The sequence below is a fragment of the Bradyrhizobium valentinum genome, assembly GCF_001440405.1.
GTDB classification, from domain to species: Bacteria; Pseudomonadota; Alphaproteobacteria; order Rhizobiales; family Xanthobacteraceae; genus Bradyrhizobium; species Bradyrhizobium valentinum.
In genome coordinates, this window is sequence record NZ_LLXX01000090.1 from 91,904 (window position 1) to 104,510 (window position 12,607).

Here is a 12,607-nt window from a genome sequence, read left to right on the forward strand (position 1 = left end):
GATTCCAAGGGCGGTCAGGCCAAGGACGAGGGGCAGGGCAAGGACGGCGAGCGCCGCGGCAAGCGCGAGCGCGGCGAGGGCGATCAGAAGGGACAAACCGGCCCGGCACCAGCCGAGCCGTCGGGCGGCGCTGCGAAGTCGCAGCCATGATCGACGCGCCGCACGCCTGAAAATGAATTCGCAAGTGAGGACGCAACCATGAGCGTCTCCGAACCGTTCATCCGCCGGCCGATCGCGACCTCGCTACTCGGGATCGCGCTGATGATCGGTGGCGCGCTCGGCTATTGGGCGCTGCCGGTATCGGCGCTGCCGCAGGTCGATTTTCCGACCGTGCAGGTGACGACGCAACTGCCGGGCGCAAGCCCCGACGTGGTCGCGTCCCTGATCACGGCGCCGCTGGAGCGCCAGCTCGGGCAGATTCCATCGCTGTCGTCGATGCAGTCGACCTCTTCGTTCGGCGTCAGCCAAATTTCGTTGCAGTTCGACCTCAACCGCGACATCGACGGCGCCACTCAGGACGTCCAGGCCGCGATCAACGCCGCCGCCGGTATCCTGCCAAGAAACCTGCCGTATCCACCGACCTACGCCAAGGTCAATCCGGCCGATGCGCCGGTCCTGACGCTGGCGCTGACGTCGGAGACGATTTCGCTGCGCGCGATGAGCGATATCGCCGATACGATCCTGGGACAGCGGCTCAGCCAGATTTCCGGCGTCGGGCGCGTTGCGATACTGGGTGGACTCAAGCCCGCGGTGCGAGTGCAAGCCGACCTGGCGCGGCTCGCCGCCTATGGCATTTCGATGGAGGACCTGCGCAACGCCATCGCGGGCGCCAACGTCTCGGGGCCGAAGGGATCGCTCGACGGCGCGCAACAGGCCTACACCATTGCCGCCAACGACCAGATCGCAGTGGCCGAGGCCTACAAGCCGATCATCATCGCCTATCGCAACGGCTCGCCCGTCACCATTGGCGACGTTGCGATCATCGTCGACGGGCTGGAGAACGATCGCACCGGCGGATGGTATCAGGGCACGCCGGCCGTGATCATCGACATCCAGCGGCAACCCGGCGCCAACGTGATCGACGTGGTCCGGCAGATCCGTGAGGAAATTCCCAAGGTCCAGCGCGCGATCCCGGCCGGCGTCAATCTGAACATCGTCTCGGACCGGACTGTCACAATTCGCGCCTCGGTGCGGGACGTGCAGTTCACGCTGATTCTAAGCGTGGTGCTGGTAACGCTGGTGGTGCTGCTGTTCCTGCGGTCGCTTCGCGCCACCCTGATCGCCGGCGTGGCGCTGCCGCTGTCGCTGATCACAAGCTTCGGCATCATGTACTTTTGCGGCTTCAGCCTCGACAATCTGTCGCTGATGGCGCTGACGATCGGTACCGGTTTCGTGGTCGACGACGCCATCGTGATGATCGAGAACATCGTTCGCCACATGGAGAACGGCGAATCCGTGATGGAGGCGTCGCTGAAGGGCGCCAGCGAAATCGGCTTCACCGTGATCTCGCTAACGGTTTCGCTGATCGCGGTCTTCATCCCGCTTCTGTTCATGTCCGGGCTGGTCGGACGCATGTTCCGCGAATTCGCGCTGACGCTGACCATTGCGGTCGTGACTTCGGCGATCGTATCGCTGACGCTGACGCCGATGATGTGCTCGCGGCTCTTGAAGCATGTCGGCGAGGAGATGACGGTTCCGGGGCTTGCCGCCGTCAGCCGCTTTATCGACCGCATGGTCGCTCTCTACCATCGCACGCTGCTGTGGGTGCTGCGGCACCAGCGCGCGACGCTGGTGGTAACGTTCGCGACCATTGCCGCGACGCTCTTCTTGTATGTGATCGCGCCGAAGGGCTTTTTGCCGCTGCAGGACACCGCATCGATCACGGCGGTGACCGAGGCCGGGCCCGATGTTTCCTTTGCTGAGATGCAAAGCCGGCAGGCGATGGCGGCGGCCGCCATCCAGGCCGATCCTGACGTCGTCGGCGTGGTCTCCGTGATCGGGGCCGGATCCGTCAATCCGACCACCAATGTCGGGCGCCTGGTGATGACGCTGCGGCCGCGTGGCGAGCGGCAGGATGATATTTCCGTCGTGGTCGACCGGCTGAAGCAACGCACCGCGTCGATCCCCGGCATGACCATCTATTTCCAGCCGGTGCAGGACGTGCAGATATCGACCCAGTCGAGCCGCTCGCAGTACCAGTATACGCTGACCGGCACCGATGCGGCGCAGGTCTCGCTATGGTCGCAGAAGCTCATCGCCGAAATGCGCCGGGATCCTCTGTTCCGCGACGTCTCGTCAGAAGCGCAAGAGGGCGGCTTGCGCGCCGCGCTCGACATCAATCGCCAGCGCGCGGGCCAGCTCGGCGTCAGCCTCCAGGCGGTCAACGACACCCTCAACGATGCCTTCGCGCAGCGCCAGATTTCGACCATCTACGGCCAGGCCAACCAGTATCGCGTGGTGCTGGAGGCGATGCCGATGTACCAGCGCGATCCGTCGATCCTGTCGAAACTCTATCTCCCGGGGGCCGCGAGTACTACCGCCGGCGCGCCCGGTGCCCAGGTGCCGCTGTCGGCGGTGGCGACGCTGACCCGCACCACAGCGCCGCTCGCGATTTCGCATCTAGCGCAGTTTCCGGCGGTGTCGCTCAGTTTCAACCTCGCGCCCGGTGAAGCGCTGGGCGATGCCGTCGAGGCGGTCAAGAAGATCGAGGCCAGGATCGGCATGCCCGGCAGCATCGTCGGCGTCTACGCGGGCGACGCGGCCGAGTTCTCGAAATCGCTGGCCGGCCAGCCATGGCTGATTCTGGCGGCCATCGTCACCATCTACATCGTGCTCGGCGTGCTCTATGAGAGCTACATTCACCCGATCACCATTCTCTCGACGCTGCCGTCCGCGGGCGTCGGCGCCATTCTGGCGCTAATGCTGTTCGGTCAGGACCTGTCGGTGATCGGCCTGATCGGCATCATTCTGTTGATGGGCATCGTCAAGAAGAACGCGATCATGATGATCGACTTCGCGCTGGAGGCGGAGCGGCATCAGGGCATGTCGCCCTCGGACGCGATCGTGCAGGCTTGCCTGTTGCGCTTCCGCCCGATCATGATGACGACGCTGGCCGCGCTGTTCGGCGCGCTGCCGCTGGCGATCGAAAGCGGCACCGGCGCCGAATTGCGCTTCCCGCTCGGCATTTCCATCATCGGCGGCTTGCTGCTGAGCCAGTTGCTAACGCTCTACACGACGCCGGTCATCTATCTGGCGCTTGATCGGATCAATCGCAAAATCGAGAAGGCCGTGCCGGACCCAGGACCTCCCGGGCCGACGGTCGCCGGAGCGACCGAGGGGATGCAATAGATGGCATCGATCTCGGAGCCCTTCATCCGCCGGCCGGTTGGCACCACGCTGCTGGCGATCGGGCTCTTTCTGGTCGGCATGGTCGCCTATGTCTTTCTGCCGGTGTCGGCGGTGCCCAATGTCGACTTCCCGATGATCCGGGTATCCGCCACGCGTCCCGGTGCGGATCCTTCCGTCATGGCGTCGACCGTCGCCGCGCCGCTCGAACGCCGGCTCGGCCAGATCGCGGGCCTCGACCGGATTACCTCAACCAGCTCGCTCGGCACCACCAGCATCCAGCTTCAGTTCTCCATCGGCCGCGACATCGACCGCGCCGCGCGCGATGTGCAGGCCGCGATCAACGCGTCGCTGGCGGACCTGCCGAGCGACCTGCCGTCGCTGCCGCGCTTCCGCAAAGCCAACCCGGCGGCTGCGCCAGTGTTCGTTCTGGCGCTGACCTCGAAGACGCTGACGACCAGCGCGATGTACGACGTCGCCGATACCGTGATCGCGCAACGCATTTCGCAGGTGCCGGGCGTCGGCGAAGTCAACGTCACCGGCGCCGACCAGCCGGCGGTGCGGATTGCGCTGAATCCAGTGGCGCTGTCGAATGCCGATATCGCCACCGACGACGTGCGGCTTGCCATCATCAACGCCAATCCGCTAGGGCCGGTCGGGATCTTCAACGGCGGCCGCCAGAGCGAGACGATTTCGACCAACAAGCAGATGCGCACCGCGGCCGAGTTTCGCGACATCATCATTAAGAGCTCGGCTGGCAATTTCGTCCGCCTCGCCGACGTCGCGGAGGTCGAGGATTCCGTCCGCAATAGCCGATCGATCGCCTGGTTCAACAAGCAGCCGGCGGTCCTGATCCAGATCACCAAGCAGGGCGATGCCAACGTGATCGACACCGTCGATCGGGTGAAGGCGCTGTTGCCGGAATTGAAGGAGTGGCTGCCCGGCGGGGTGGAAATTTCGACCCTGGTCGACCGCACCGGCACCATCCGCGCCAGCGTGCTCGACATGCAGTTCACGCTGCTGGCGACCGCCTTCCTGGTGATGGTTGTGGTGTTCGCCTTCCTGCGGCGGCTGACGCCGACCATCGCGGCCGGCGTCTCGGTGCCGCTGGCGCTGGCCGGTACCTGTGCCGGTATGTGGCTCGCCGGATTCTCGATCGACAATCTGTCGCTGATGGCGCTGGCGATCTCCGTCGGCTTCGTGGTCGACGACGCCATCGTCATGATCGAGAACATGTACCGCAACCTCGAGCAAGGCATGGCGCCTTATCCGGCCGCGCTGGAGGGCGCCAAGCAGATCGGCTTTACCGTGCTGTCGATCAGCCTGTCGCTGATCGCGGCCTTTACGCCGTTGATCTTCATGGACGGAATCGTCGGCCGGCTGCTCCGCGAGTTCTCGCTGACGCTGACTTTTGCCATCGTGGTGTCGACCGTGGTCTCGCTCACGATCACGCCGATGATCTGCGCGCATTATATCAAGGAAGCGACCTCGGACCGGGCGACCTGGTTCGACCGTCTGGTCGAGGGCACGCTGTCGCGCATCGTTTCTTTCTACACCTGGACGCTGCGGGCCGTGCTGGGGTTCCCGTTTCTGACGCTGGTCGTGTTCTTTGCGACGATCGCGCTGACAGTGGTGCTCTATATCAAGATCCCGAAAGGCTATTTCCCGACTGACGATAGTGGACTCGTGATCGGCGCCACGCGCGCTTCGCCCGACACCTCGTTCCAGGCGATGCTTGGATTGCAGCAGCAACTGGCCGACATCGTGATGGCCGATCCGGCGGTCGCCGGTGTCGGCTCTTCGCTCGGAGGCAGCGCCGGTCCGGGCGGTGGCGGCTCCAACCGCGGCACCATGTTCATCAGCCTGAAGCCGCCGGAGGACCGGGCAGGCATGTCGACCGAGCAGGTGATCGATCGCCTGCGGCGGAATCTCTACCGGGTCGCCGGCATCCGCCTGTTCATGTTCGCCGCGCAGGACATCCGTACCGGCGGCCGGCAGAGCGATTCCGATTATCAATATACGTTGTCGAGCACCAACCTCGACCTGCTCCAGAAATGGGCGCCGTTGGTCGCCAAGCGCATGGAGACGGTGGAGGGCATCACCGACATATCGAGTGACCGCGACCCCGGCGGGCTGCAATTGTCGTTGGTCATCGACCGCAAGACCGCCTCGAGCCTCGGCGTTCGCGTCCAGGATATCGACAATGCCCTGAACAATGCGTTCGCGCAGCGGCAGATATCGATCATCTATACCCAGCGCAACCAGTACATGGTGGTGCTCGAGATCGATCCGAAATTCCAGAGCGACCCTTCCAATCTGGAGCGCATCTTCGTGGCCGGCGCCAATGACGCCCAGGTGCCGCTATCGGCCGTGGTGCGCTTTCAGCGTGGTCTGTCGCCGCTGGCGGTATTTCATTCGCAATCGTTTCCGTCGACGACGGTCTCGTTCAATCTTCTGCCCAACGTGCCGCTGGAGGTCGCTACCTCGAACATCCAGCGCGCGGTCGAGGAACTGCACATGCCGGAAGGCATCCGCGGCAGTTTCGACGGCAATGCCGCCGATTTCAACAAGACCAGCGGGCGGCAGCCGCTCCTGATCCTCGGCGCGCTGGTGGCGATGTACATCGTGCTCGGCGTGCTCTACGAGAGCCTTGCGCACCCGATCACGATCATCTCGACCCTGCCGTCGGCAGGCCTCGGCGCGCTGCTGGCGTTGCAGCTGACCAACACGCCGCTGACGGTGATCGCCTTTGTCGGCATCATTCTGTTGATCGGCATCGTCAAGAAGAACGGCATCATGATGGTCGATTTCGCGCTCGATGCCGAGCGTCACCGCGGCATGTCGTCGGCGGACGCGATCTTCGAGGCGTGCCGCGCCCGCTTCCGGCCGATCCTGATGACGACGATGGCGGCCCTGTTTGCCGGCATTCCGCTGGTCATTGCCACAGGCCCCGGCACCGAGCTGCGCCGGCCGCTCGGCATCACCATCATCGGCGGACTGTTTGTTTCGCAGATCCTGACGCTCTACACGACGCCGGTGATCTACCTCCTGATCGACCGGCTGCGGCAGCGATCCCGGCCGGCCGCGGTCGCTGCGCCCGCCGAATAGTTGAATTACTGGCCACGAAGCGTATAGCGGGCGGATGTCAGAACAATCCAACCCCCAGGCCGGCGCCATTGAGGCGGTCGCGGACTGCCCGCATTGCGGCAAGCCGCTGCCGCTCTGCATCTGCGACAGCATTACGCCGATCGAAAGCAAGATCGCGCTGTTGATCCTGCAGCACCCGCAGGAGCAGGACAGGGCGCTGGGCACCGCGCGGCTGACCGCGATGCATTTCAAGGACGCGGTCGTCAAAATTGGCCTGTCCTGGCCAAGCCTCTCCAAGGCGCTGGGACGGACGGTCCACGATCCCTCGCGCTGGGCGGTGCTTTATCTCGGTTCGGCCAAGGTTAGCGATCTCGAGACCGATGCTGAGATCGTGGCAATCAACCGCAAGGGCGAAATCGAGCCGCACCAGCGCGCCATCCTCTCCGACATCGAAGGCATCGTGCTGCTTGACGGAACCTGGAGCCAGGCCAAGGCGCTGTGGTGGCGCAACGCCTGGATGCTGAAGTGCCAGCGGGTCATTCTGGGTCCAAAGCGACCATCGCGTTACGGCAAGCTCCGCAAGGAGCCGCGCGGCGACGGCCTGTCGACGATCGAGGCCGCCGGCCTGCTGCTGGCCGCGCTGGAGAAGCGGCCTGAGATCGCGGAGGCGCTCAACGCAAGCTTTGACCGCATGCTGGCACGCTATCGGGAAGTGCAGGCGGAAATGCCGGAACTCGCGCCGAAGCCGAAGAAGCGGGATTATCGCCGTCGCAAGCGCGGCTAACTCCAGCTTTCAAACAAAAGCTGCATCGATGAGGCTGATACATCTCGAATTGCGCAGAGTCGCGCCGCTAGCCGTCATGACTGAGCCGCTAACGCGCCGGTTCCAATGTCGGATTCAAGACATAGCGGGCTGTGGACAGTGATGACATCCCCCTTGACGGTGGATAAATTCCCTATTCTCCGCGTAACAATTTGGAGCTTAGTCGATGACTTTAAGCACAGAAATTCTCACGCGCTCTCCATTACTCGGCGCTGACGATATCGAAGGAGAAATAGGCAACCTCATCCACAGCGCCCGGCGAGGGCCCGGCATCCGCGCCGTAACCAACGGCAGTGATCGCCCGTTGCCGAACGGTCCGATGCCCGACTACGTCGAGCACAAGGAAGGCGTCAATCAGGTCGGCAAACTCTCCGCCGAAGCCGTGGTCCGCGAATACGACGCGGCGGTGAAAGAGATCGAGGCGCTCGGTGCCGAACTGTCCGAGGCCGCCAAAAAATGTGAGGCAATGGTTGCCGGCGTTCACGCCATGGTCGGCGAAATCAAGGAATTGGCGGCCAACTATCGGGAGGAAGGCAAGCGCTACTTCCTCCAGATCGAGGATTGTTCGCTGATGACATCCGAAGTTCGCACCGTCTGCGAGACGCTCAAAAAGAAAATTGCCGCAGGTAGTAGTCTCCCCGCCTGATGTTCCGGCTATGGCCGGTCCTGCTGGTGGCCGCGCCGTTCGTCGTCGCGGCCAGCAGCAGAGCATTCTAATCTTACTGCGTCACCAGTTCCTCATGGTGAGGAGCGCGAAGCGCGTCTCGAACTATGAGGCCCGACTGTGGCCTACATCCTTCGAGACGCCCGCTGCGCGGGCTCCTCAGGATGAGGTTTGACGGTTATGACGCAGTAAGACTAACCCGCACGGCCGTCACCGGGATGCCGATGACGGAACGCGCCAGACGGCCGGTCGGATGTTCCGGCACGTTGCTCCATTGCGCCGCTCGCACTATGACTGACGCGTCGGATGGCAGCGGAGCAACGGGATGGAATTTGTTGCGCATTTGCGCCTGTCGAAACAGGCTTTGATCGATCTCGGTTTCTTCTGCGGCGTTCCGATCGTGCTGGCGATGCTGTCGGCCGTTCTCGGACCGTATGCGGCCATCATGGGAGGCGCCGGCGCGGCCGCCTATGTCCTCTCGCTCGCCATTGTTCCCTGGTGGTTGACCTGCCTCACGACCCATCTGGCTAGCAAAAGGATCCGGCGAAAACTGCCGCTGTGGCTGATTGCTGCCATCGGTGCGATGGCCGCCGGCCCTTTCGTGTCGTTGTACGTGTATTTCGTCAATTCGATCGCCGGCGACATCTGGCCCGCTCTGAACGCATCATTGCCGGCTACGTTTAGCACCGGGCATTTCAAATCCGCCGCGCTGTCCGAGGGGCGGGCCGTCGTTCTCTGGATCGCATTCGTTGTCATTTTCCATGAGACGCTGGGGTGGGCGAGGTTTGCACCGCCAGCCAAGGAAGCGAACTGTGAGGACCGCTTTCAGCTGAGCGGCGCCGAATGGACGGCAGAAGACGATGCCCTGCTGCGATCGTTGATCGGCAGCGGCAAGCCGCCGAGGGCCATCGCGATGGAAATGAAGCGGACGGTCGGAGGTATCCGCGCAAGGACCGCCAAGCTCGGCCTTCGGAATAATCGTCACGGCGATAGGTCCGGGGACTGAGGCGCCGGGCCGGGCGGAAGATTCGGGCTGTTTCAGTTTGCTAACCAGTGCGGCGCGGGACGGGCGCTGCTTGGTTGCCTATCGGGAGCAGGGCGTATATGAGTGCGCCCGATGGGGCCACGTGGCGGAGTGGTTACGCAACGGTCTGCAAAACCGTGTACACCAGTTCAATTCTGGTCGTGGCCTCCATTCATATAATCAATGACTTACACTGACTATATGAGAGGCCGCAGCAAGCCGGCCGCGATCAGCCGGCGGCGTACCAGCCCTCGGGAAACGGAACCAGCGGCCAAGAGGCCCCGTTGTCGTTGGCGGCGCGTGGCGAGGGATAAAAAGGCTGGGTCTGGATCACGAAATTATCCTCCGGTGCTGGCGCAATGGCCGTATGCACGGCTTCCAGCAGCAAATCGTATTCGACTTCACTCATCGCGCTCTCCGGGGTTCCGGAGGCGATGGTGTCAAAAGTATTTTGTTTCCAGATTGAGCGGATCGCTCGAATTTTAACGATGCGGCGACCGCGGCAAAGCTGGTTACTAAAGTGTTGAGTTCCGCGAGCAAACGCTAGCGCCGCGCACCTGCGTGCCAGCGTGAGAAAAATCACATTCTGCAAAAATTACTTCGCGTATTCGGCTGGATGGCGCCTGCCTTGTCAAGGCGGCGCATGATCCAGGAGACGCGGTCATGAAGGCAAGGTTCGCGCGAAGTGCGGCACTTCTTTATCGTTCCCGCCGGGCTTCGACGCTCGGTTTCCTGCTCACGCTGATGGCGACCGGCTCAGCCAGTGCCCAGCAAGGCACGCCCGAACAGCGCAGGGCCTGCACCCCTGACGTCTACCGGCTCTGCGCCGGCGAGATCCCGAACGCCCGGGCGATTACCGCATGCCTGCGCCGGCAGAAGGCGAGCCTGAGCCCGGGCTGCGCGGCAGTGTTCGAACGATAAAGCGGCGTTGCAGCATCCGCCTACGTCCTCAGCTATCCACCGCCGCCAGATTCTTCGGCAGCATCCGCTTGAAGAGCGTCAGGAAGCGCGCGGCTTCCTTCGGCTCCTGCGCGATGGCATGGCGCACGGCGGCGGCGATCAGCGTCATGATCAGTTGTGAGAACGAGGCGAGGGCGGCCGCGGGCGCATCGGGCGCAATTCGCCGCAACGCGTCGCCGAGCAGGCCGGCCAGATAGGCGCCGTCCTCCTCGTCGAGTTTCTGCAGCGCCCGGTCGGCCTGGGTCGCCTGCCAGATGTCGCGCATCACGGGCTCGTCGATGAACATCCGGTAATAGCTGTCGGTAATGCGGCACAGAGCCGGGTAGAGATCCCTGGCACTCCTGACCGAGGCGAGGTCGCGCCGGACGCAGTCGCGGCCGATCGCGTTGTAACGTTCCGCGAGCGTGCCGATGATCGCGGTCTTGTCGGGAAAGTATTGATAGAGCGAGCCGAACGGCACGCCGCTGCGTTCGACGACGTCGCTCATGCGGAAGGCTTCGCTGCCTTTTTCGGCCATCAGTTCTGCCGCGCATTCGAGAATTTTCTCGAACCGGTCGCGGCTGCGCTGCTGGGTCGGCACGAGGCGCGCCAACGCGGGCGCCGTTGCTTCGGCCGTTCTCGGTCCGGCTTTCCTGCTCGCCATCGGTCCTCTCACATAAAAGCGACTTGACGTTACTAATACGAGAGTTTATCGGGTTTAGCAAATACGAGATATTCTCGTATTGTGCCCCGAAAGGATTTACCCATGTCAGAACTCCCGATCCTGATTATTGGCGGCGCCGGCAAGACCGGTGCGCGTGTCAATGCGCTGCTAAGGGCGAGCGGCACCCCGACGCGGCCGGTGTCGCGTTCGACGCCGGTGCCGTTCGACTGGACCCGGCCCGAGACATGGCCCGCGGCGTTTGCCGGCGTCTCGATGGCCTATGTCACCTACCAGCCGGATCTTGCCGTCGAGGGCGCCAGCGATGCGATCGCCGAGGTGGGCAGGCTGGCGCGCGAGAACGGGCTGGAGCGGGTCGTGCTGCTGTCGGGCCGCGGCGAGCCGGGTGCGCAACGGGCGGAGGCGGCGCTGCAGCAATCCGGCGTTCCCTGGACCATCGTGCGCGCAAGCTGGTTCGACCAGAATTTCTCCGAAGGTTATCTGCTCGATGGCGTGCTGGCCGGCGAAGTCGCGCTGCCGGCGGGCGCCGTGCCCGAACCGTTCATCGACGTCGACGACATCGCCGAGGTGGCGGTCGCGGCGCTCACGGATCAGCGCCATGCCAGCAAGGTCTATGAGGTGACGGGGCCGCGCGCGCTGACCTTCGCGCAAGCAGTCGCCAAGATCGCCGCCGCCGTGGGCCGGCCGGTCCGCTACCGGCAGGTCGCGCCGGAGGATTTTGCGGCCGGCATGCAGCCCCATGCGCCCACTGAGGTTATCGAACTCATGCTGGAGTTGTTCACCGTGGTGCTCGACGGGCGCAATTCTGATGTCGCGCACGGCGTCGAACAGGCGCTCGGCCGTCCCGCCCGGGACTTTTCCGATTACGCCCGCCGAACCGCCGCGACCGGTGTCTGGAGGGCATGATCATGCTACAGATGTTGATCACCGGACTGCTGTGGTTTTCCGCCATCGGCTGCGGCCTGCTCGCCGGTCTTTACTTCGCGTTTTCGACCTTCGTCATGACGGCGCTTGGCCGCATCGGACAGGCTTCCGGCATTGCGGCGATGAATGCGATCAACGTCACGATCGTGCAGTCGCTGTTCATGCCGATCTTCCTGGGAACGACGGCGACGAGCGCAGCGTTGGCGGCGATTGCGCTGTTTCGCTGGAGCGAGCCCGGCGCGATCGCAATGGCAGCCGGCGGCGTGCTCTATGTGCTCGGCATGTTCATCGTCACGATGATCTTCAACGTGCCCTTGAACAACGCGCTTGCCGCGGCCGACCCCGCAAGCCAGGAGGCCGCATCGCTCTGGGCGCGCTATTTGACGGACTGGACGTGGTGGAACCACGTGCGCACGATCGCATCCACGGTGGCTTGCGCGCTGTTCATCGCTGCGATTGCGGCAAGGTAGGGTGGCCGCGAATGTCGACAGGTGGCGCGGACCGTCGAGGCACGGCGGTCCCTAATGGTCGTCAGGGTCCTCCCGAGGGCGTGAGTTAATGCGGGGACCGCGCGACTGCGCCCTTTGAGGGTATTTGCCATCGTGCCTTCCGGCGTAAATTACGCACGATCCCGTACACATGGCCGTGCGCGATGTGGGCGAATGTCGAATACGGAAGCCGTGATCGTCATGGGTTGGAACGCCCGGAGCCCGCACGAGGTTAGATGCATTGCTCACCATCGCGGCGGCGCTGACCGGCGCGTTGGATTGGAGGCGGCACATGAAAATCATCGTGGACGAAGCCGGCGAGATCATCGCCAAAGCAACGAATGACCATACTCTAATCGGCGGCCACCACCGTCTCGCGATAGCGGCCAGCCTCGGTAAAAGACTGTTCTGGCGAGATACCGGCGAACCTGTGAAGCTTGATCTCTTATTCAAGAATCATGGAAGTTCTCTTCAACATACAGCCTGAGCCGATCGCCGAGCGTATCGTTTTGGCAAGCCGCCGGAGCCGAAGCCGGCGAAGCCACCGCCGCCGAAGCCTATGACGGTCCAGCGACCACGCGCCATGCGGCGAGCGACGCCGTCACTGCCGACGATGCCGTGGCAGGACGAC

The 12,607-nt window shown here is 63.7% G+C and carries 11 protein-coding genes, 1 tRNA gene and 1 pseudogene; 11 read left to right on the forward strand and 2 right to left on the reverse strand.

The genetic code is table 11. The annotated features are described in order from the left end of the window. The 7 genes and pseudogenes from CP49_RS47260 to CP49_RS13940 all read left to right on the forward strand — a co-directional run. Positions 1 to 150: pseudogene (locus tag CP49_RS47260) on the forward strand (efflux RND transporter periplasmic adaptor subunit); the annotation flags it as partial. 48 nt (positions 151 to 198) lie between these two features. After that, positions 199 to 3,348 carry an efflux RND transporter permease subunit gene (locus CP49_RS13915; protein WP_057850804.1) on the forward strand — a complete coding sequence of 1,050 codons (3,150 nt, stop codon included), beginning with the start codon at positions 199 to 201 and terminating at the stop codon, positions 3,346 to 3,348. After that, positions 3,349 to 6,453 carry an efflux RND transporter permease subunit gene (locus tag CP49_RS13920; RefSeq protein ID WP_057850805.1) on the forward strand — a complete coding sequence of 1,035 codons (3,105 nt, stop codon included), beginning with the start codon at positions 3,349 to 3,351 and terminating at the stop codon, positions 6,451 to 6,453. 34 nt (positions 6,454 to 6,487) lie between these two features. After that, entirely contained in the window at positions 6,488 to 7,216 is a 729-nt protein-coding gene (locus CP49_RS13925) for a tRNA-uridine aminocarboxypropyltransferase (protein ID WP_057850806.1), read from the forward strand. Between the two features lie 205 nt (positions 7,217 to 7,421). Then, positions 7,422 to 7,901, forward strand: a complete 480-nt coding sequence (locus CP49_RS13930) for a hypothetical protein (protein WP_197423107.1) — start codon at positions 7,422 to 7,424, stop codon at positions 7,899 to 7,901. Between the two features lie 382 nt (positions 7,902 to 8,283). Continuing rightward, positions 8,284 to 8,925 (forward strand): hypothetical protein, encoded by a 642-nt coding sequence (locus CP49_RS13935; protein ID WP_156438392.1) that lies wholly within the window; start codon positions 8,284 to 8,286, stop codon positions 8,923 to 8,925. Positions 8,926 to 9,040: 115 nt separating this feature from the next. Beyond that, positions 9,041 to 9,114: transfer RNA gene (locus CP49_RS13940), tRNA-Cys, on the forward strand. A gap of 58 nt (positions 9,115 to 9,172) precedes the next feature. Here the strand turns inward: CP49_RS13940 and CP49_RS48940 are convergent. Beyond that, positions 9,173 to 9,535 (reverse strand): hypothetical protein, encoded by a 363-nt coding sequence (locus CP49_RS48940; RefSeq protein WP_338060352.1) that lies wholly within the window; start codon positions 9,533 to 9,535, stop codon positions 9,173 to 9,175. 71 nt (positions 9,536 to 9,606) lie between these two features. On the opposite strand from CP49_RS48940, the gene CP49_RS13950 reads away from it, so the two are divergent. Then, positions 9,607 to 9,864, forward strand: coding sequence for a hypothetical protein (locus CP49_RS13950; protein ID WP_057850809.1), 258 nt, complete (start codon positions 9,607 to 9,609; stop codon positions 9,862 to 9,864). Between the two features lie 28 nt (positions 9,865 to 9,892). On the opposite strand, the gene CP49_RS13955 is transcribed toward CP49_RS13950, so the two are convergent. After that, on the reverse strand, positions 9,893 to 10,546 hold the full coding sequence (locus tag CP49_RS13955) for a TetR/AcrR family transcriptional regulator (protein ID WP_057850810.1): 654 nt from the start codon (positions 10,544 to 10,546) through the stop codon (positions 9,893 to 9,895). Positions 10,547 to 10,648: 102 nt separating this feature from the next. Here CP49_RS13955 and CP49_RS13960 point away from each other — a divergent pair, with 102 nt between their 5' ends. The 3 genes from CP49_RS13960 to CP49_RS13970 all read left to right on the forward strand — a co-directional run bounded on the left by CP49_RS13960 (position 10,649) and on the right by CP49_RS13970 (position 12,463). Further along, positions 10,649 to 11,470, forward strand: a complete 822-nt coding sequence (locus CP49_RS13960) for an NmrA family NAD(P)-binding protein (RefSeq protein ID WP_057850811.1) — start codon at positions 10,649 to 10,651, stop codon at positions 11,468 to 11,470. A 2-nt stretch (positions 11,471 to 11,472) separates the two neighbouring features. After that, a complete protein-coding gene (locus CP49_RS13965) occupies positions 11,473 to 11,958 on the forward strand; it encodes an anthrone oxygenase family protein (protein WP_057850867.1) in 486 nt (161 codons plus the stop codon). 310 nt (positions 11,959 to 12,268) lie between these two features. Then, a complete protein-coding gene (locus CP49_RS13970) occupies positions 12,269 to 12,463 on the forward strand; it encodes a hypothetical protein (protein WP_082646019.1) in 195 nt (64 codons plus the stop codon). Positions 12,464 to 12,607: the final 144 nt, after the last annotated feature.